Source organism: Streptomyces sp. NBC_01454, assembly GCF_036227565.1.
In the GTDB taxonomy this organism is placed as follows: Bacteria; Actinomycetota; Actinomycetes; order Streptomycetales; family Streptomycetaceae; genus Streptomyces.
The window spans coordinates 135,810-154,035 of record NZ_CP109462.1; the positions used below are offsets into that span (position 1 = coordinate 135,810).

Below are 18,226 nucleotides of genomic sequence, written 5' to 3' on the forward strand. Positions count from 1 at the left end.
TAGCGCTGCTCCGGCTTGGGGCAGGTGCGGGGCTACTTGTCGTCGAGGTCTTCGCCGAAAGCGACGTCCAGCTCGGCGGTGAGAGCTTCGGCCAGCTGGAGTGTCTGGGCCTGGTCGATGACGATCTGTTGGAGCGAGGCGAGGCCGCGGATCTGGGAGAGGTCGTTGCCCCGAAGGTCCAGGCCGCGGTACTTCCCGCCGTCGAATTCGGTCAGCCGCAGGTCGCAGTCTTCGATCAGGGCGGCGCCCAGGTCGGTGGCGGCGAAGGTGGTCTCGCGCAGAGAGCACTTGGAGAAGATCACGGGCCCGGTGGCCCGGACGCGGGTGAGGGTGCTGTAGTCGAGCTTGCAGTTCTCGAACAGGACGTTGTCGAGCGTGACGTCTTCGAGCGTGGCGCCCATCAACTTGCAGTCGCGGAAGACAGCCCGGGATACCTTGCTGTCGGTCCACTGTAAGGAGGCCAGGTCACAGCCGGAGAGCTCCACAGAGTCGACGCGGAGGTTCTCCAGCCGGGTGCGCTGGGCCTTGAGGCCGGTGATCCGCCCGTCCAGCAGGTGAGTGTCGGCCAGGTCGAGGTCCCTGAGATCGGCGTCGGCATAGTGGAACTCCGCCAGCCGGCCACGGCCGCCCTCCAGCGAGGTGACGTTGGAGAGGTAGAGGCCCGGCTCGTCCAGGGCGGGGAGAGTGACGCTCGTGCGGCGGATCGTGCGGGTGTCCATCAACAGCCTCTCAGCGCGGTGACTCGGTCGCCGGCGCTGCCAGCACCCCTGGAGGGTTCTGGCAGCGGGACGGCTACGTCTTCTTGTACCAGTTGTCCCAGGTCGGGCGGTTGTCGAAGGAGGCCGGGTACTTCGCCCAGTTGTCCCACGTGGGCCGGTTGTCCCACGCTGCTTCAACGATCGCCGGGGTCAGGACGTCGTGCTCGCCCGCTCTCGCCTCGAATGCTCTGAGCCCCGCACGCACACTCTTCATGATCCGCCTCTGCCCCCGACCGCCGATGACCCGGTCGGACCGTACCCAACGCGCCTACCAGGAAGGCGCGTTCGTGTCCGAGCCGCTACGGTGCATGCCCATGAAGCCCTTCGAGTTCCAGCATGCCCAGGACGTGTGGCCCAAGGGCGAGACCCTGCTCCACGTGTACGTCACCCCAGGTGATCAAAACCTTGAGCTGGCCGCGCTCGTAACCCGGGCGCAATCGGTCTTGCAGGACTTTCCGATCACCTGCGTCGAGAGCCGCTGGCTTCACATCACCGTCGAACAGATCACCGACGCTGTCGGAGCGGACATCTCCCCGGCCGCACGCGACGCCCTCGTGGAGGAGCTGGGGAAACGACTCGCTGACGTCGAGCCGTTCGACATCATGATCGGATCGCTGGAGTCGTACGCGACCGGAGTGATCGCCGACATCCATCCGGACGGGCCCCTCAACGTTCTCCACAGCACCGTTCGCGCCGCGATCCAGGCCGTGCGCGGGCCCGACGCGACGGGCTACCCCACCAAGGTCCCTCATCTCACCATCGGATACGCAGCCGACGAATGCGACTCCGACCAGGTTCAGCGCAAGCTGCGCAACGACGTACGCCCGGGCCATGCCCCGATGCGGGTGGACGCCGTTCACCTCGTGGACGTCACTGCGGACACCCAGGCCAAGACGATCACATGGGATCACGTCGCGACGATCCCGCTCGGCGCCAGCCGCTGAGGTCGTCGGGGGGTTCAGTCCGGCCGCTCGGGTTCGCCCACCGGGTGGCGGGACCGGTGAGATTGTGGGCGTGGCAGTGGCCCGCGACCTCGACCGGCTGCGGACCACCCCCAGCCTGCTGTCGACCCTGCGGCAGGCGGGGGACGCGAACGCCGCCCGACGCCCCCTCTCAGTGACTGCGCCGGACCTCGCCGAGCTCGGCGCCAGCTCACCTGAACCCGCCCTCACCAGCCCAGCGAAGATGCTGCTATACCGCTAAACGCCTGGTCACAGCGTTGGACCTAGCACCCGGGGCGGCTAGGTCTAGCACCCCCGCTAGCGGCCGTGCCGCGGCACGAACGCCGTCGTACGCCGCGCCACTACACGGACCGCACCTCCCCTGTCACTACGCTGACCGGCGGGAGCCCGACGGCGAACAGGTATGGAGACCATGACGTACGCGATCGACCGCATCGAAGCCCTGCTCGACGAAGGGGTCCGCAACAAGGTCTACCCCGGCGCCGTGTGGTCCGTCGGCGACAGTGCCGCCATCCGCGCCACCGGCACCACAGGCGTCCTCGACCCCGACGAGCCCGGCGTGAAGATGCGGCCGGACACCATCTTTGACGCCGCCAGCCTCACAAAGATCCTCGCGGTCTGGTCGTCCATCGGCGCGCTCTGGGAGGACAGCGTCCTCGACCTCGACCTCCCGCTCGGCACCCTCTGGTCCGAGGTGGCAGGCCGGCCGCTCGGCGCGGTGACCGCCCGCCAGTTGCTCACCCACACCGCCGGCGTCCCGCTGCGCGCCCAGCTGAAGAACCTCTACGGCACGAGCGAGGACGCCATCCGCCGCGGCGTCCTGCACGAAGACCTGCACCGCCCGCCCGGCGAGGCCGTGGAGTACACCGACCGGGCCGCCCTGATCCTCGGCTTCCTCGCCGAATTTCTCTCGGGCCAGCCCCTGGACCAGCTGGCCGGTGCCCGCACCTGGAATCCGCTGGGCATGAGCTCCCCCCAGTTCGGACCACTGTCGACCGACCTCGTGGCCCGATGCGCACCGACCGAGCTCGACCAGGACACCGACACCCACCTCAAGGGCATCGCCCACGACTTCTCCGCCCGTCTGCTCGGCGGGGTGTGCGGCATCGCCGGCGTCTTCACGATCCTCGCCGACCTCACCGCGTTCCTGCGCTACATGCTCGACCCCGCCACGGCCGTCACACCAGCTGGCTTCGGCGCCGAGTGGACCGCCCATTCGCTGACGATCCAGACCGGCGAACTCGAGCTGGAGCGCGGCCTGTTCTGGCACCCAGCTCCCGGCGCTACCGACGAGCAGGATGTGTGGGTGCACTACGGGTTCACCGGCACCGGCATGTGGATCAGCCCCGACCAGGGTCGGTGGGCGGTGCTGCTGACCAACAAGCTCTACTACACGCGCGACCGCCAACCCCTCACCGACGTCCGCAATGCCTTCCGCCAACTCGCTTTTTCGTAGCGGCGGTCAGGGGCATGGTCGGCTGGTTCATCCTCCACCGCTTCGATCGACCCCGGACGCCGGGGGTTTTCGTCATGTGCGGTCTTCACCGGGCCGGCCGCCCAGTTACAACACGGCTGCGACAACGGCCAGCGCACCCACGGCGGCCCAGATGATGTTCTTCCGCATGGCGTGGAAGTCTGCCAGGTCCGTCGCGGATACCCGGCCGGAAGAGGTCGGTCCCCTGGTACGACACCGGCCGGGGTGGCAGAGTGGCCGTGGCGATCAACGAGGCGGCGACGGGGAGGGGCCCGCGGATGCGGTGGATTGTGAAGCGGCGCGGGACGAGGATGTACGAGGAGCAGGTCTGCGCCGCCGCGTGGCGGGTTCAGCTGACGCTCGCCACCCGCACCCCCTCCAAGGCGGGCGCTGACAAGGACAGTGCGATCGGCGCGACCGTCGAGCACAGCGTCCACATCGAGAAGGTCCTCACCGCACTGCTGAACGTCCTCGGCCCGAACCATCGGCTGACCTTCCCGGCTTTCGAGGTGAGCCGCGCCTGCCTGGATGTGTCCCTGCTCCACGAGAGCTGGACGACCTACTGCGCCGAGCAGGCGCGGCCGGGCGCCGACGACACCGTCCTCGCCATGGACCGCGAGTTCCCCGATCCGGCCCGCGTTCGGGCCTGGGCTGGCTACGAGACGGCCCGGCAGCGCGCCGGTGTGCTGGCCGAGCGGCTCGCCGCTCTGGGTCCGCAGTTGGCGGCCGTCACCGGGCGGGACCTCTCCGATCGTCTTCTGCCCGCCACGGCCTGACCTCCATCACGCCGGAGCATCAGGAACGTTCGACACCGACCGCAGGGTGCTCGCTTTCGTGCAGCACCAGGCGACGCAGTTCCGCAGCGGCGAACTCAACGGCGAGCAGCTCCCAGTGCCCGCCGCTGCGTCCAGAATCGGTACGCCGGAGAAGGACGTCGAGGCTCACCGGGATCTCCTCTGACACCGACGGTTCGTCCTGATCCGGCTGTCCAACGTCCGTCCGCCGGCCGGCGCCCCGCGCTCGCTCGTGAACGACGCGAATCCGCGCGGTCCGCAGAAGGGTCTCCATCGCCTCGTAGGTGGCGGCCACGGCCTCGCGGCCGTCCTGGGCGTGGTGCAGGAGCAGCCGCAGGTCGAAGATCACCTGGCGGGTCACGTCGTTGACCGTAACGCTGGGGTCCTGGACGAACTCGGCAGACGGCGGCTCCCCTTCAGCGTCGCCGGCGTGATCGGCCCAGGCCACCAGCTGGTACCACCGCCAGTGCTTCTGCTCGCTGGGCTCCACGCCGTAGGGCGCAGGCAGGTTCGGAAAGCGCGGCCCGGCGTGGGGGTTGACCCAGCCGCACCCGCATCCGGCCGTCAGGGCGCCGGTGCTGTCCCACCACACCGCGTGGGAGGCGGCGTCACCGTCAAGGACTTCCACCGCGCCGTCGGCGGCGGTGCGGTGGACCCGCAGCTCGTGCCCTTCTACGCCGACGACAGCGGGTTCCCCGGCCGGCGCATCGGAGGGCGAGGGGTTGTTTCGGTTCTTGGCCTGGAGCAGGAGACCGTGCGCCTCGGTGACCCGGACGCCGCGTTCCTTGGCGATGCGGCGTGCTTTGGCCTTGCGGTCGTTGCTCCCGCGCTTGGTCATGACCGGCTCCCAGCGGGCGGGATGCCCCACGCCGTCCCGCCCTGAAGTCCGCGTCTGGTCAGAGCGAAGCATCATGGGCCCGCGCCGGACACCGGTCCGGGTGCCGGACCGTATCCGGCGAGCCTTCGACCCTGTGCCGGGCGGTGCGGCGTGGGCGCGGCGCACGGCGGTCTCGGCGCGTGCATGGCCTGCGCCGCGCCCAACGTAGCGCACAGCAGTACGGCCGGGATGCCGGTCGGGGTCACGCCCCGGTGGTGCACCGCGCGATCAGGCCGGGAAGGTCGTCCTCGCTGAGGGCGAGGTGGTGAGTGGGTTCGGCATTGTGGAGGCGCCGGGTGACGACGACCTCGTACACGTCGGCTCGCTGGTCGTCCGCGTAGTGCTCGGTCAGCTGATACCAGTGGTGCAGGACCCGCCAGGTGAACCGCTGCGGGTCGGGGCTGGCCTGCCAGTCCAGCTCGAGATGGTGATGGCTGTGGGCGCTGGCGACCGCGCGGCGCAGCTGTTCCGGCACGACCTCGGGATTGCTGGCCCGGTCGAGGAGCTCCCGTCCCCCGGCCGCGTTCGCCACCGAACGGATCGGCGCCCGTGAGGTTGTGTTCCGAAAGAAGGACCGTCCCGTGGCGGCCACGGTCGACCCGGCCGACTACGCCCGCCCGGTGCTGGTTCCGCCTACGCGGCCACGCGCCGTCTGTCCGCGGGGTGGCGCAGCGGCGGCGGGACATGCTCCAGTAGCTCCCACAGCGGACGGCCGGAGGCCCACTGGGCGAGGAGGTCCCGGCCGACCACGTGGACGCCGAGCATCCGGGCCTGGGGGACGGCCTTGCTGGTGAACTTCCCGTTGGTCACGATCAGGGCGAACGTGGCCTTGTGGACATCACCGGCCGTGCCCTTCAGTTCCCGGACCACGCGGACATCGACGGCGTCGCCGCGGATGCCGTCGCGGCGGTGCTTGCACTGCACCGCCCAGATCCGGCGGTCGAGGTCGACGGCACGGACATCGCACGCGTCGTCGTTGGCCCCGCCAACGCGCTCCGCTTCCAGGCCGTCGCGCCGCAACAGGTCCCGTACGGCGAACTCGAACTCCTCGTGGCCCAGTCCGTCGAGGTCGTCGAGCGACGTCTCCAGCCGACGAGGGCTGTCCCTACGGGCTCCGTTCCACTTGTCGCGGTCGACACGCTGCTGCATCCACACGGCGTACGTGAGGAGGACGGGTACGCCGGCGAGGTCGACCGCCACCGAGTACGGGGAGGGCCACCAGCCGGTCCACCGGCCGGCGAGCAGACCGAGCACACACACCGTCAGCGAGACCAGGCACCACCCCGAGCCGCGGTACACCGCCCGCCACACCACCATCCGGACGTGCCGCACGCGATCGACCGTCCCGCGCTGCTTCACCGGGCCATGGCGAACCATGCGGGCCCGGCGCATGGAGCAGGCGCGGAGATCGCTGAGCCAGTCGCGCGGGTGACGAAGGGACGGCCACCGCCGCCCAAGGCGTCCGCCTGTTCCCGGTACTCCTGTGCGGCGCGGTGCCCGTTCCCGGGCTCGGTTGCGGACGCGTTGCTCCATGGGTGATCCCCCTCCCGTCGCGGACGCGGCATCCGCACGAGGTATGACAGCATGCGGCACTGACAGGACGTCATGAACGGGCATCCCCGACGGTCTGATTCGGCCAGCCGCTGACGCTCAGGACGGTGACGGCCCGAGCGTTTCGCGGCGGCCGGTCAGGTTGCTGGACGGCTTCCGGCCGGTGTGGCGACGGCCTGCGTCCGGGTGCGGCAGCCGTCGCACAGGCAGCGCATCCATGTGAAGGCGCCCTCGCCGCGGAAGCGGATGCGGCCCGGAGCGCCGCAGTCCTCGCAGGTGTGTTCAGAACCGATCGTGGCGACGTCGGTGAGCGCGGCGGTTCGGTCGGCGAACTCGCCGTCGAACTCACCGTCCACGAAGCGATCGGCAACGGTGATGCGGAGGCCGCCGAGCTTCGTGGTGAACTCTTCGATCCTGTAGTCGGGGTCGAGATCGGTCAGATCGTGGTGGAGCTGGTCGAGCAGGGCGGCCCAGCCGGGCCCGACGGTGGAGGCCCAGGCGGGTATCTGCCGCTCTGCGGTGCGGTCGGGTTCCGTCGTCATGCCCGTCATGGTCGCCTACGGCACTGACAATCGGGCCTGGCAGCCGGGACAGTGAAGTGAGGCGATCCTTGGGGAGCAGCATCCTTCGTCGGAACCGGAGGCGTGGCGCCCAGCCCGCGGCGCGCGCGTCCTGGCACTGAAAGCCCGCTCGGGCTGGCCCTGTCTGCGTCACAGCGTCCTGCTCGGGCATTGCCCCTCGTGGCAGGCCACGGCGCGGGTACCGTTCCAGTAGAGGCTGCGTTCCAGGAGGGTTGAGGTCGAGGATGCCGTACGAGATCGAGGAGCAGGAGGCGATCGGCCGCAGGATCAAGCGGCAGAGGCTCAATCTCGGCATGACGCAGGCCGATCTTGCTGCCGCGGTCGGCAAGACCCAGGGCTGGGTCTCCAAGGTCGAGGCAGGCAAGATCGAACTCGACAGCGCCGGCCTGATCAACCAGATCGCGGCCGCGCTGCACTGTCACCCGAATGTGCTGCTGGAGCGGCCGTACGTCGGAACGATCGGCGAGAACCAGTGGCAGGCCGCGGCAGCGTCCATCGTGCGCGAGCTGCGCCGCTACGACCTCACCCCGATCTTCGACGGCGACCCGCGCTCGTCCGCAGAGCTGTGGCAGGACATGACCCGGCTGCACCGCCTGCGCGATGCCGCGGCGAACATCGCGATCCTCAAGGCCCTGCCCGACCTGTTCCGCGAGACACGGGCCCTGTCCGAGGTCTCCTCAGGGCACGAGCGCGAGGAAGCGTTCGCCGTGTACGCGGTCTGCTGCAAGTTCGCCCACACCGCCGCCCACGCCCTCGGACATCCCGAACTCATCGCCATGGCCTGCGAGCGCGCGGCGTGGTCCGCGCAGATGTCCGGCGACCCGCTCATGCCCGCCGTGGCCGACTGGATGCGGGTGTGGGACATGTGGGCGACTGCCGACTGGCAGGACTCGATCGCCCTGTCCGACAAGGCGCTGCGCAGTGTGCAGCGCGAGTACGACCGCGGCGACCCGCTGGCACTGCGCGTGTGGGGCACGCTCCAACTGCGGGCCGCGGTCTCCTGCGCCCGAGGCGGCAACACGAGCGAGGCCGAGGACCGCCTGGCGCATGCTCGAGCGGCCAGCGACCGGATGGACGCAGCGGCCGGCCCGCCCGCCTACGACCGGCACTCGCTGACCTTCTCCACCGGCAACGTCCAGATCCACCGGGTCAGCGTCGCGCTCGAAGCGGGCGACCAGGCGAAGGCACTTGACCTCAACCGGCGTGCCGACCCAGGCCACTTGGCGCCGCTGCCCAAGTCCCGCCGCGGCCACCACCACATGGACCTGGCGCGGGCGTGGCTCTGGGACGGCAACCGGGACCAGGCGATTGCCGAGCTGGAGGAGGCGGAGCGCATCGCCCCGCAGCTCGTACGCAACCACCCCATCGCCCGCGCCACTCTCCGCAAGATCGTCTACGCCGAACGCGTCGCCACGCGCGAGAAGCTCCGGGGCATGTCCAACCGTTTTCACCTCGATGACCAGGCGGTATTCCCCTGATTCATATTCGCCGGTAACCGCACCCCTACCGTCAGTTGTATGACGGGAAGTCGCACACCCCAACTCGCGCTCCCCACAGCGGAGTTACCCGACAGTCGGCCGACGTGGACTCCCCTGCGCGGGGACCTCGCCCACGACTCCTCAGCGAGCCGCACCGGCGTCGTGGTGGCCCTGCCCGAGGACATCGGCGCCAACGTGTACCACCTGTGCCCGGAGGGTGGCGGGGACCCGTGGCCGGCCTTGCGGGACAACCTCACGCCGTCCTCGGATGGCGCCGAGGACGGGCTCTTCCTCGACGAGGCAGCGAGGCCGCCCGGCGGGTTCGCCCCGGACGGGGGCGGTACACCGTGAGCAGGCGTCCTGATCTGCCCGGCATGGCCGCCCGTCTGCGAGTGAAGGACCTCGGCGGGGACAGCGTCCTCACGGCTGTGTGGGTCGCGCTGCACGTGCCTGCCGCGCTGCTGCTCGGCCAGGTCCTGACCGATCACGCGACAGTTACCGCTGTGGTCCCGTCGCCGGGGGCCGCCGTGATGGCCGACGACACCGCGCCACCCGAATGAGCTCCGGCCCTGCTGCCGGTGAGGCGTCCGCCTGGCATCCCCCGAGGCCGACGGGCACCGACCGTCCCGGCGTCAGGGCCGGCACCAAAGTCCATGCCGTCCAGTGGGCGGCCGGAGACCTCGCCCACCCGGACGGGCGCGCTCAGCCCGGCGCCCGTCCGGCGACGACGGAGGGCATAGTGCTCACGCACACCAAGCCCCAGCAGAAGGACATCACGTACGACCCCAAGAAGCAGGAGTTCGTCTGGCCGATCACCGTGCACCGGCTCGACGGCACCACCGAGGACACCAGCCTCGTCATCACCCCTGACCAGTTCGCGGTCCTGGCCGTGCAGATCGACCGGGCGGAGGACCGGCGACGGGAACACCTGAGCGGCCCGAGCACCTTCCGGGAGGGCCTGTGACCACCATCGTGGACGCTACTGCCCTGGCCGACTTCTGCTCCGGTCAGATACAGGACGCAGGGTCCTCGCTGTGGCCGGGCGAGGAGATGGTCCTTGGGGCGCACGTGCCGAGCGTCACCGGGTACGTCCAGCAGACAGAGGTCGGCGGCCGGCCCTTGTTCGCCAAGCACAGCCTGCTCGGTGTCTCGCTGATGCGCGGCTCCTACGGCAGCTGGGAGAAGGTGGCGGCGGAGCAGGCCGCGTACGCCGCCTCGCCCGCCTCGCTGCTCCAGCGTGAAGCCGCCCAGCTCGATGCCCTGGCCGTGGGCGGCCTGGCCGTCGCGCGTGCGGCCGGATGCGGCGGCGGGGTGCTGTTCACCGAGCCGGTCACCGGGCCGACGCTGGCTGACCTGGTCTTCAAGTCGCCCAAGCAGACCGGCGAGTTACTGGGCCGAACGCTGAGCGCGCTGGAGGTTCTCCAGCGTCCCGTTGTGGCCGAGCAGGTAGACCGGGCTGCGATCAATGAGCGCGGCATCGACGCGACGTTCCGCCGCAAGTTCAACGGGATCTCCGGCCGGGCCTACCTCGATCATCTCGGCCAAGCCCGGCTGGGGGAGCGGACCGGGCACTGCGTCGCAATCGTCCTGCGTCAGGTCATCGCGAGGCTTCTCCGGCTTCGCCTCGCCCCGGCGCTCGGGCCCGCCCAGGTCTTGTACGGCGACCTCAAGCCTGAGCACGTGTTCTTCCCCGACGGCCCCGATGAGCTGCCCGTGTTGATCGACCCTGGCCTGCAGCGCGGTCCCGCGCACGCGGATGCCGCCAAGCTCGTCTCCCGCACGGTCCTCTCCCTGATCGCAGCGCCCCCGCCGGACGGGACGACGGCGATCCTCGACGGCATCGCCGCCTTCGTCCAGGAGCAACTGCGGCCGATGCGCCGTGCGACAGGCGGGCTGTACCTGCGGAAGCTGCTGGTGACGTGGCTGATGGATACCACCAACATCACCACCACCTACCTGTCCGCTCCTACGGGGCTGCCGCTGCCCGAGCACGCCGGGGCCGTCGTCGAACGAATCGAGGCGGTCTGCACGCTGCTGGACCAGGTCAGCGCCCTGCTGATGGCGGACGCCGAGCCTGCGGCCTCATGGCGCCTGGCCCTGAGCCACGCGGCGAAGGCGGCCAACCGATGAGCGGGTTCACCGTCGGGTTGATCGGAGCCGGCGCGGTCGGGCAGAGCGTGGCCGCACTCCTGGTCCAGGAACGCTGGTGCACCTGCCTCCTGATCGCCGCCCGCACCCTGGAGTCCGCGACCGGACTCGTCACCGATCTTGAGGACATGCGGGAGATCACCCTGTCCTCCGTACGAGCGGAGCTCTCCCCGGTCGCCGCGATGCGCGCGGCCGGCGCCATCGTCGCGTTCCCGCGCGCCAAGTTCACGAACAGCGCCACCAGAGACGTCCGGATGGCGGGCCTGGCCGCGAACGCCCCGCTGATCAGCTCCTTGGCCGAGGAGCTGGCCGGCTACCCCGGACACGTCATCGTGGTCACCAACCCGGTCGACGTCCTGACCCGGGTCTTCGCGACCGCCGTCGGTCGGGCCGCTCGGGTGTACGGCATCGGGTCCAGTACCGACTCGGCCCGCTACCGACTCGCCCTCGCCCTCCACCACCGAGTCCCGGCCGCCGCCGTACGCGGCTGGGTGATCGGCGAGCACGGCGACGGCGCGGTCATCTGCGCCTCGACCACCACGGTCAACGGCCGTGCTGCCGACGTGCCGTTGGAGTATGTCCGGGCCCAGATGTCCGCATGGCCGCGTCGGATCAACGCAGGGATCGGCCGCACCCGCTGCGGCCCGGCCGGCGCGATCCTGAGCGCGCTGCGCAAGACGCTCGGCATCAGCAACGGCACCGAGGTGCTCTCCGTCAACCACGACGGCGTGTGGCTCGGAATCCCGTTGCAGTTCTCTGCCAGCCGCCCCACCGTGGCCCTGCCCGACCTCGATCCTGATGAACAGCGGCAGTTCACCGCCGCCCGCACCAAGCTCGACTTCGCCTACCAGCAGACCCTTCAGGGAGTGACCGCGTGCTGAGCGCCACCCGAATCCACGCCGACACGGCGGCCGTCACGGTCGTCAGCGACACCAAGGACATCACCGAGTGGGCCCTGCGCTACTTCGGCGGCTGGTGGAACGCCACGGCCGTGGATGCTCCGGTCGCGCCCGGCGGCAGCATCGCCGAAGGCGGCGCCCTGCTCCTGGCCGACGTCGACAGCAAGCGCCTGGCGGACATCGAGACCCTGGTCGGCGACCACGACTACAACGAGGTCGACTACGCGAACGCCCGAACCCTGGTCGCCCGGCACGAGGACGGCGCGATCTACGCCATCCAGCCCGCCGAACGCCTCGCCTACCACTACGACCCGGCCACCAGCCGGCTCGTCATCGTCGGCACCCACACGCAGTCGGTCGCCGTCGCCGCCTCCCGCCTCGCCCGCGAACTCATCCGTGGCCAGCTGCTGCGCGCCGGATTCCACATCCTGCACGCCTCCTGCGTCGTCCGCGACGGCCGCGCGCTCCTCACCTTCGGGCCCAAGGGCGCAGGCAAGACCACCACCGCCCTCCTGCTCGCCCGCGAAGGGTACGACCTCCTCGCCAACGACCGGGTGTTCGCTCGCACCGAGGACCAGGGCCTGCGGATCCTGCCCTGGCCGTCGGCCGCCGCGATCGGCTTCGGCCTGCTCGAATCCGCCAGCCTGTATGAGCCGCTGCGCGCCCACGTCCTGGAGGGCGAGCAGATGCACCCCACCCAGGACCAGCGCGTCACCGACGCCCTGCACGCCGGCAGCACGAAGCCGATCTGGAACGCCAAGGGCAAGGAACTGAAGCCCCAGTTCTTCCCCGACCAGCTCTCCTCGATCCTGGGCATGACGCTCGCCACCCAGGCCCACGCCACCGCGCTCCTCTTCCCCCAGATCGACAGGGACGCCGAACCGCACGTGATCGACATGCCCCGAGCCCTGGGCGAGGAGGACTTCTTCACAGGTAAGACCGAGGACCGCTACCCCGACATCTTCCACCTCGCCCCCACGAAGGCCGCCCCGGCAACCGACCTCGCCGACCGGCTCGCGCAGCTGCCGCGCCGCGCCCTCGTCCTCAACCACGACAGCCGTACGTCCGCCGAACTCCTGGCCAGGACCGCCGAGGAACTCCTCGCCGAGTAGAAGCGCCGCAGATCTGGCCGGACTCCGCACCCCAGGAGTCCGGCTGGCCCACCATGGAACACAACCGAAGGGAACAGCTCGTGACCATCGCACCCGAAGCCCCGACAACTCCTCTCGTCCCCAGCCTTCTTGAGCTGGAGATCACCCAGCGGTGCCAGCTCACGTGCGCGTCGCACTGCTACGCCGCGGCGGGCCCGACCCAGGGGCACGGCGTCATGACCGGCAAGGACTGGAAGCGGGTCATCAGCGAAGCCGCGGCACTCGGCGTCAAGAAGATCCAGCTGATCGGAGGCGAACCCACGCTCCACCCCGACTTCGCCGAACTCGTGGAACACGCCCTCGCAGAAGGGCTCGGAGTTCACGTCTACTCCAACCTGTACCGCGTCCGCGCCGAGCACTGGGCGCTTTTCACCCGCCCCGGCATCTCCCTGGCGACGTCCTACTACGCCGACACCGACGAGGGACACGACCAGGTGACGGGCCGCACGGGCTCCCACGCCGCGACCCGCGCGAACCTCATCGAGGCACACCGCCGCGGTATCCCCGTGCGGGTGGGAATCGTCGACGTCCTCGACGGGCAGCGCGTCGAGGAGGCCCGCACGGAACTGGAAGACCTCGGCATCACCGAGGTGCACATCGACCGAGTCCGAGGCGTCGGCAACGCGGCCAAGGGCCCCGGCCTGCCGTCCACGTCCGAGCTGTGCGGCCGGTGCGCCACCGGCATCGCCGCGATCCTGTCGGACGGCACCGTCACCCCCTGCGTACTCGGCCGGTTCCTCCCGGCCGGGCAGATCAAGGACACGCCGCTGGAGCGGATCTTCAGCTCGCCGCAGTGGCAGCAGGTCGCCGCGAGCATCCCGGCCAGCCGCCACGACCCGTGCGGTCCTGACTGCGGTCCCAACGACGACAGCCAGGGCGGCGGCGGAACCTGTGGCCCCGCCGACGACGGGGTCATCCCGAGCACCGCAGGCTGAAAGGATGTCCCCGATGGACTGGGAAGCAGCAGCGCGACGGCTGGCCGCCGGCACCGTGATCCGACCCGAGTCACGCTGGTATCAGCCGCTGGCCACCACACCGCGGCACGTGTTCGTGCCACGGTGGTGGACCAAGGCCGCGGCCAGCGACAGCGAGGAGGTGTGGGAGCTGCGCGACGGCGCGAGTGACACCGAGTCGTGGCTGCGGGACGTCTATGCCGATACCACGCTCGTCACCCGCGTCGGCCCCCTCCACGCCGACCACGCCGAGGTGGGCCAGACCCTCCCCCGGGGACGAGCAGCCCGTTCCACCTCGTCCTCCACGCTGCCCGCACTGATGCTGATGATGTACCGGGCCGCGTGGATCACCGACACCTCCCGCCTGCTGCTGACCTGCGGCAGCGGCTACGGCACCGCCCTGGCCTGCGCCCGCCTCGGCGAGGACCAGGTCACCACCGTGGACGTCGATCCGTACCTGGTACAGGCGGCACGGAAACGGCTGTCCGAGGCCGGCCACCATCCGCGCGTCGAAGTCTGCGACCTGACCGGCAACTTGCCCGAGGGCACCTACGACCGGATCATCTCCACCGTCTCCGTGCCCACCGTGCCTACCTCGTGGCTGGAGGCGCTCGCCCCCGGCGGACGGCTGGTGACCACCATCGCCGACACCGGGCTGGTCATCGTCGCGGACAAAACCTCCGACGGCGGCGCCGTCGGGCACGTCGCGCCGGAGGCGGCCGGGTTCATGTCCGCGCGGCACGGCGACGACTACGACGCCACCTTCCCGGAGAACCCGCCGCTGTGGCAGACCGCCCAGCACGCCGAGGGCGAGAGCATCAGCACCAGCCGCTACCCGCTGATGTACGTCCCGGACACCTGGGACGTACGCTCCACCCTCGAACTCCTGGCGCCTGGCATCGACCACCGCCAGAACACGGCGGACGACGGCACCCGCACCGTCTACCTGCTCCACGCCGACGGCTCCTGGGCCCGCGCCACAGCTACCGGGCGCAGGGACTCCCCGACCGTGCACCAGGGCGGCCCCCGGCGGCTGTGGGATGAGCTGGACCGCATCCGGACATGGCTCGCCGTGGACGGCGACCTCCCGATTCGCGGCGCCAAGGTGACGATCACCCCCGACGGAGCGGCCACCTTCTCTCGAAGGGGCTGGTCGTCCACCATCATCGGCGCGACCAGCATGCTCACCCAGTGATCAGAACCCCAGCTCGACAGAGGGATGAGCCATGACACACGTTGAGCCGCCGCCGGCCGAGACGTCACCTCAGACCGTGTGGAAGTCCTCCCTGGTCTGGTCCGAGAAGCGTGTTGCCGGCGTCTTCCCTGGCGGCGAGCCAGGCGCGGAGGAAGGGGCCCGCCAGAGCAGGAGCGGTACGTCGCGCTGTCCGGCAGCGCAAGGAGCGCCGGGGCCGATGCGTTCCAGCAGGGCGAAGGCCTGGGGCAGGGTCTCGGCGATGGGGAAGGTGAGATCCTCGGCGATCAGGCGCAGACGTCGGCTGGCGTCGTCTGTGCCGTCGGGGCAGCCGCCGCCCACACCCGGCTGCTCGGGGTCCTGACCGCCCACTCCACCCGGAGTTGCATCTCATGAGCACCACCACCGGCGCCTTCCGCGCGTTCGCTCTGGAACCATTCCCCACCATCACCCGCGGCGATGCTCTCTCTGGCGTGATCACGGATGTCCTGGCCGCCCAGGCAACAGAGTTGCAGGACGGCGACGTGATCGTTGTCGCCTCGAAGGTCGTCTCGATCGCCGAGGGGCGGTTTGTCGACCTCGCGGGTGTGACCCCCGGCCCGGCAGCCCTCGACCTGTCCGCGCGCACCGGCAAACCCGCCGAGATCGTGGAACTGATCCTCGGGGAATCCAGCGACCACTTCGTGGCCGGCAAGCGCGGGCCGATCATCGCCCGACACCACAACGGATATCAGCTGACGTCGGCCGGCATCGACCGCGCCGGGCCCGACGGCGCGTGGCTGCTACCCAAGGACCCCGACGCATCCGCCCGCGCGCTGCGCGACGCAATCACCGCATTCAGCGGCGCCACCGTCGCAGTGGTGATCGCCGACTCCGACGGACGCGCAGACCGACGCGGTGCCACCGTCATCAGCATCGGCGCCGCCGGCATCGCGCCGCTACGCGTCACCGAGCACACCGAGCCCGACGGGAAGACCAAACGGCAGGAGGAGACCCTCACCGACCTGGTGGCCGCAGCAGCTGGCCTGATCCTCGGACAGCGCGGACGCGGTGCCCCCGTCGCCGTGCTGCGGGGTATCGCCTACGAATACAGCGACGAAGGAGTGGCCGCGATCCTCCACCACGCGCCGTGACGCGGCTCGCCCTGCTCGGTTCCCCCGTCGACGTCGCGCTGTCGCCCGCCCTGCACCGGGCGGCCTATACAGCGATGGGGCTGCCTGGACCTACCACGCCATCGAATGCCGACCACAGGATCTGCCGCGCTTACTGGGCTCCCTCGACGGCAGTTGGCGCGGCTTCTCGCTGACCATGCCGCTCAAGCGGACCGTTGTCCCGCTCCTGGACGAGGCGTCGCAAACGATCACGCGGATCGGCGCGGCGAACACCATCGTCGTGACACCCAACAGCCCACTCCTCGGGGAAAACACCGACCTCTACGGCATGATGCAGGCCCTGCGCGAGGCGTACGGCCGGGATGCCGGTCGGGCTCACGCCCCGGTGGTGCACCGCGCGATCAGGCCGGGAAGGTCGTCCTCGCTGAGGGCGAGGTGGTGAGTGGGTTCGGCATTGTGGAGGCGCCGGGTGACGACGACCTCGTACACGTCGGCTCGCTGGTCGTCCGCGTAGTGCTCGGTCAGCTGATACCAGTGGTGCAGGACCCGCCAGGTGAACCGCTGCGGGTCGGGGCTGGCCTGCCAGTCCAGCTCGAGATGGTGATGGCTGTGGGCGCTGGCGACCGCGCGGCGCAGCTGTTCCGGCACGACCTCGGGAGTGCTGGCCCGGTCGAGGAGCTCCCGGAGGTCCTCCTCGCAGGTCTTGGCCGGCGGGAGCGGATCGTTCCACCCCGGGGGAGGGCCGTCCTTGAGGGTTCCTTGGGGGCGGTGCGGCCAGCTCAGATCGGCGCACCTCTCGACCTGATCTGCGTCGATGTCCTCGGCTCCTTCGACATCGTCGAGGTCGACCACGTACCCGGCCGGCCCGTCGACCGTCTCGGTCTTGTCGTCGAAGTACCAGCCGACGTCGCGTACGTACCCGCGGTGTCCGGCGAACGCCCCGGCGGTGACCTTGAGCCGGTCGTGGGTGTGGTGCCCTTGGCGATCGGTGATCATCTGCCGTTGGACGACGCCCGCCGCCCAGTGGGTGCAGACCTCCAGGGCGGGGTCGGGCAGGCCGTTGCCGATGCCCCGGCTCATGCCGCCCCACCGGGGTTCCGGTGCGTCCGGCACCCAGCCGTCCCGGGAACTGTGCGAGAGGACGGGCTGGACGAAGGCCGACTTCACGGGGGCGTTCGGGTCCCAGGTCCGAGTCAGCCACCGCCAGCACTCGGTCACCGGGTCGCCGGGCGCCGCAGTGCGGGCCAGGTCGTGTCCGGCGCGAGGCAGGACGGTGGTGACCAGCTCGGCGACCCGTACGTCGTCGCGCAGTTGCCACAGCACCGACGGCCAGCCGATCGCGTCGACCGGCTGGCGCTCGCGCAGGTGCAGGGCGTAGAGGACTGTGGCGACGAGGGAGCGCATCGCCACGTCGTCCCAGCACTGCTCGTCCATCCCGCAGGGCCGGCCGGCCGCGGTGGCGTCGGTGGCGCGCCGTACGGCCTCGTCCCACGGTTCGGGGGCCGGTGAGCGAGGGGGCATGGGCTGGCTCCTGCTGGTCGGGGCGGTGCGCGGGCCTAGAAGACGAACTCCCCGAACTTACCGGCTTTCTCCGCGAGTTCGAGGCGGGCTGCTGCCGGGTCGGCGATGATGTCCGGGCGCCCGTACAGCCAGGTGACCAGTGCCGCTGCCGCGTGCACGGTGGCCACGGGCTGGCCGGTCAGGTGCCCGGCGGTGACGTCGTTGATCTTGAGGCGGCTGGTGGAGAGCGCTTCGAGCTGGTCGAGCGCGGCCTCCCAGTGCTTCGGCGGGCACAGGATCCCGAGGAGGGGCCGGGCGCCGGCCTGCCACTGGTCGGGATCCGGGGTCGCGGTGTCCAGTTGCCGCAGGCCTTCGGCGGCGAGGTGGTCGACGACGCCGGGAACCAGGGAGCGCGGTACCCAGCTGGAGAGGACCTCGGCCACCTGTTCCGCCGGGCTGCCGGCCATGGCCTGGGTCTCCACCACAAGGCGATCCGTCTTGATCCGTGCCGCGTAGTCCTCGTCGCTCTCGTCCGGCGTCTGCGGGGCGAACAGGTTCTCGGGCAGGCCGTCCGCGCCGTCCAGCGCGCCCTCCAGATACGACAGGAGGATCATCCACGCGTACACCTGCTTGCTGATCTCCCGGCGGGTGTACGAGGACATCCGTCCGCCGCCCATGTCGTCCGTCGACACGGGCCGGGACGGCTCCGGGGCCAGCTCCCGTGTCCGCCGTGCGGACTGGTCCTTCACACGCTGCGCCCGCAGCCGCTTGCCCTTGCCCACGTCGTGCTCCCCCT

The 18,226-nt window shown here is 70.5% G+C and carries 23 protein-coding genes and 1 pseudogene; 15 read left to right on the forward strand and 9 right to left on the reverse strand.

From position 1 onward, the window contains the following. Nucleotides 1-32 precede the first annotated feature (32 nt). Complete coding sequence (locus OIU81_RS40490; RefSeq protein ID WP_329155886.1) at nt 33-719, reverse strand: pentapeptide repeat-containing protein; 687 nt, start codon at nt 717-719, stop codon at nt 33-35. Nucleotides 720-792: 73 nt separating this feature from the next. Then, the gene (gene amcA / locus OIU81_RS40495; protein ID WP_329155887.1) at nt 793-972 is read right to left on the reverse strand and encodes a multiple cyclophane-containing RiPP AmcA; all 180 of its coding nucleotides are present in this window, start codon (nt 970-972) and stop codon (nt 793-795) included. A gap of 100 nt (nt 973-1,072) precedes the next feature. Between amcA and OIU81_RS40500 the strand changes: the two genes are divergently transcribed. The 4 genes and pseudogenes from OIU81_RS40500 (at nt 1,073) to OIU81_RS40515 (ending at nt 3,970) form a co-directional block, all read left to right on the forward strand. Beyond that, a complete protein-coding gene (locus tag OIU81_RS40500; protein WP_329155889.1) occupies nt 1,073-1,702 on the forward strand; it encodes a 2'-5' RNA ligase family protein in 630 nt (209 codons plus the stop codon). A gap of 73 nt (nt 1,703-1,775) precedes the next feature. Then, nucleotides 1,776-1,961 (forward strand): annotated as a pseudogene (locus OIU81_RS40505) (hypothetical protein); the annotation flags it as partial. Between the two features lie 171 nt (nt 1,962-2,132). Next, nucleotides 2,133-3,176 (forward strand): serine hydrolase domain-containing protein, encoded by a 1,044-nt coding sequence (locus OIU81_RS40510; RefSeq protein WP_329155890.1) that lies wholly within the window; start codon nt 2,133-2,135, stop codon nt 3,174-3,176. 296 nt (nt 3,177-3,472) lie between these two features. Continuing rightward, on the forward strand, nt 3,473-3,970 hold the full coding sequence (locus tag OIU81_RS40515) for a hypothetical protein (RefSeq protein ID WP_329155891.1): 498 nt from the start codon (nt 3,473-3,475) through the stop codon (nt 3,968-3,970). A 19-nt stretch (nt 3,971-3,989) separates the two neighbouring features. Here OIU81_RS40515 and OIU81_RS40520 read toward each other — a convergent pair whose 3' ends face one another. From OIU81_RS40520 to OIU81_RS40535, 4 genes are all read right to left on the reverse strand, one after another. Continuing rightward, the gene (locus OIU81_RS40520; RefSeq protein ID WP_329155893.1) at nt 3,990-4,826 is read right to left on the reverse strand and encodes a hypothetical protein; all 837 of its coding nucleotides are present in this window, start codon (nt 4,824-4,826) and stop codon (nt 3,990-3,992) included. Between the two features lie 241 nt (nt 4,827-5,067). After that, the gene (locus tag OIU81_RS40525; protein ID WP_329155894.1) at nt 5,068-5,397 is read right to left on the reverse strand and encodes a hypothetical protein; all 330 of its coding nucleotides are present in this window, start codon (nt 5,395-5,397) and stop codon (nt 5,068-5,070) included. 101 nt (nt 5,398-5,498) lie between these two features. After that, entirely contained in the window at nt 5,499-6,197 is a 699-nt protein-coding gene (locus OIU81_RS40530) for a restriction endonuclease (protein ID WP_329155895.1), read from the reverse strand. 356 nt (nt 6,198-6,553) lie between these two features. After that, nucleotides 6,554-6,958: a hypothetical protein gene (locus tag OIU81_RS40535; RefSeq protein WP_329155897.1), complete on the reverse strand. Its 405-nt coding sequence runs from the start codon at nt 6,956-6,958 to the stop codon at nt 6,554-6,556. 263 nt (nt 6,959-7,221) lie between these two features. Between OIU81_RS40535 and OIU81_RS40540 the strand changes: the two genes are divergently transcribed. The 9 genes from OIU81_RS40540 (at nt 7,222) to OIU81_RS40580 (ending at nt 14,821) form a co-directional block, all read left to right on the forward strand. Next, nucleotides 7,222-8,475: a helix-turn-helix domain-containing protein gene (locus OIU81_RS40540; protein WP_329155899.1), complete on the forward strand. Its 1,254-nt coding sequence runs from the start codon at nt 7,222-7,224 to the stop codon at nt 8,473-8,475. A 39-nt stretch (nt 8,476-8,514) separates the two neighbouring features. After that, nucleotides 8,515-8,826 carry a hypothetical protein gene (locus OIU81_RS40545; protein WP_329155901.1) on the forward strand — a complete coding sequence of 104 codons (312 nt, stop codon included), beginning with the start codon at nt 8,515-8,517 and terminating at the stop codon, nt 8,824-8,826. Continuing rightward, nucleotides 8,823-9,035 (forward strand): hypothetical protein, encoded by a 213-nt coding sequence (locus OIU81_RS40550; RefSeq protein ID WP_329155902.1) that lies wholly within the window; start codon nt 8,823-8,825, stop codon nt 9,033-9,035. Before OIU81_RS40545 ends, OIU81_RS40550 begins: the two co-directional genes overlap by 4 nt. 179 nt (nt 9,036-9,214) lie before the next feature. Then, nucleotides 9,215-9,439, forward strand: a complete 225-nt coding sequence (locus OIU81_RS40555; protein ID WP_329155904.1) for a hypothetical protein — start codon at nt 9,215-9,217, stop codon at nt 9,437-9,439. Beyond that, entirely contained in the window at nt 9,436-10,605 is a 1,170-nt protein-coding gene (locus OIU81_RS40560) for a phosphotransferase (protein WP_329155906.1), read from the forward strand. Before OIU81_RS40555 ends, OIU81_RS40560 begins: the two co-directional genes overlap by 4 nt. Beyond that, nucleotides 10,602-11,504 (forward strand): lactate/malate family dehydrogenase, encoded by a 903-nt coding sequence (locus OIU81_RS40565; protein WP_329155907.1) that lies wholly within the window; start codon nt 10,602-10,604, stop codon nt 11,502-11,504. The genes OIU81_RS40560 and OIU81_RS40565 overlap by 4 nt, the downstream gene beginning before the upstream one ends. After that, the gene (locus tag OIU81_RS40570) at nt 11,498-12,634 is read left to right on the forward strand and encodes a hypothetical protein (RefSeq protein ID WP_329155909.1); all 1,137 of its coding nucleotides are present in this window, start codon (nt 11,498-11,500) and stop codon (nt 12,632-12,634) included. The genes OIU81_RS40565 and OIU81_RS40570 overlap by 7 nt, the downstream gene beginning before the upstream one ends. 80 nt (nt 12,635-12,714) lie before the next feature. Then, complete coding sequence (locus OIU81_RS40575; protein WP_329155911.1) at nt 12,715-13,608, forward strand: radical SAM protein; 894 nt, start codon at nt 12,715-12,717, stop codon at nt 13,606-13,608. Between the two features lie 13 nt (nt 13,609-13,621). Beyond that, nucleotides 13,622-14,821 (forward strand): methyltransferase domain-containing protein, encoded by a 1,200-nt coding sequence (locus OIU81_RS40580; protein ID WP_329155913.1) that lies wholly within the window; start codon nt 13,622-13,624, stop codon nt 14,819-14,821. Between the two features lie 69 nt (nt 14,822-14,890). Here OIU81_RS40580 and OIU81_RS40585 read toward each other — a convergent pair whose 3' ends face one another. Continuing rightward, a complete protein-coding gene (locus tag OIU81_RS40585; protein ID WP_329155916.1) occupies nt 14,891-15,190 on the reverse strand; it encodes a hypothetical protein in 300 nt (99 codons plus the stop codon). Between the two features lie 20 nt (nt 15,191-15,210). Here OIU81_RS40585 and OIU81_RS40590 point away from each other — a divergent pair, with 20 nt between their 5' ends. Both OIU81_RS40590 and OIU81_RS42640 read left to right on the forward strand, forming a co-directional pair. Next, the gene (locus OIU81_RS40590; protein WP_329155918.1) at nt 15,211-15,951 is read left to right on the forward strand and encodes a coenzyme F420-0:L-glutamate ligase; all 741 of its coding nucleotides are present in this window, start codon (nt 15,211-15,213) and stop codon (nt 15,949-15,951) included. Further along, a complete protein-coding gene (locus OIU81_RS42640) occupies nt 15,869-16,372 on the forward strand; it encodes a hypothetical protein (protein ID WP_443074189.1) in 504 nt (167 codons plus the stop codon). Before OIU81_RS40590 ends, OIU81_RS42640 begins: the two co-directional genes overlap by 83 nt. Here OIU81_RS42640 and OIU81_RS40595 read toward each other — a convergent pair. Continuing rightward, nucleotides 16,306-17,451: a hypothetical protein gene (locus OIU81_RS40595; protein WP_329155920.1), complete on the reverse strand. Its 1,146-nt coding sequence runs from the start codon at nt 17,449-17,451 to the stop codon at nt 16,306-16,308. The two genes, OIU81_RS42640 and OIU81_RS40595, sit on opposite strands and share 67 nt — an antisense overlap. Before the next feature lie 35 nt (nt 17,452-17,486). After that, nucleotides 17,487-18,212 (reverse strand): hypothetical protein, encoded by a 726-nt coding sequence (locus OIU81_RS40600; protein WP_329155922.1) that lies wholly within the window; start codon nt 18,210-18,212, stop codon nt 17,487-17,489. Between the last annotated feature and the right edge of the window lie 14 nt (nt 18,213-18,226).

Excerpts from the sequence above, each read along its gene's own strand:
- OIU81_RS40490 (WP_329155886.1), bottom strand. The coding sequence starts at position 719 with ATGGACACCCGCACGATCCGCCGCACGAGCGTCACTCTCCCCGCCCTG.
- amcA (WP_329155887.1), bottom strand. The coding sequence starts at position 972 with ATGAAGAGTGTGCGTGCGGGGCTCAGAGCATTCGAGGCGAGAGCGGGC.
- OIU81_RS40500 (WP_329155889.1), top strand. The coding sequence starts at position 1,073 with ATGAAGCCCTTCGAGTTCCAGCATGCCCAGGACGTGTGGCCCAAGGGC.
- OIU81_RS40510 (WP_329155890.1), top strand. The coding sequence starts at position 2,133 with ATGACGTACGCGATCGACCGCATCGAAGCCCTGCTCGACGAAGGGGTC.
- OIU81_RS40515 (WP_329155891.1), top strand. The coding sequence starts at position 3,473 with ATGCGGTGGATTGTGAAGCGGCGCGGGACGAGGATGTACGAGGAGCAG.
- OIU81_RS40520 (WP_329155893.1), bottom strand. The coding sequence starts at position 4,826 with ATGACCAAGCGCGGGAGCAACGACCGCAAGGCCAAAGCACGCCGCATC.
- OIU81_RS40535 (WP_329155897.1), bottom strand. The coding sequence starts at position 6,958 with ATGACGACGGAACCCGACCGCACCGCAGAGCGGCAGATACCCGCCTGG.
- OIU81_RS40540 (WP_329155899.1), top strand. The coding sequence starts at position 7,222 with ATGCCGTACGAGATCGAGGAGCAGGAGGCGATCGGCCGCAGGATCAAG.
- OIU81_RS40545 (WP_329155901.1), top strand. The coding sequence starts at position 8,515 with ATGACGGGAAGTCGCACACCCCAACTCGCGCTCCCCACAGCGGAGTTA.
- OIU81_RS40565 (WP_329155907.1), top strand. The coding sequence starts at position 10,602 with ATGAGCGGGTTCACCGTCGGGTTGATCGGAGCCGGCGCGGTCGGGCAG.
- OIU81_RS40580 (WP_329155913.1), top strand. The coding sequence starts at position 13,622 with ATGGACTGGGAAGCAGCAGCGCGACGGCTGGCCGCCGGCACCGTGATC.
- OIU81_RS40590 (WP_329155918.1), top strand. The coding sequence starts at position 15,211 with ATGAGCACCACCACCGGCGCCTTCCGCGCGTTCGCTCTGGAACCATTC.
- OIU81_RS40595 (WP_329155920.1), bottom strand. The coding sequence starts at position 17,451 with ATGCCCCCTCGCTCACCGGCCCCCGAACCGTGGGACGAGGCCGTACGG.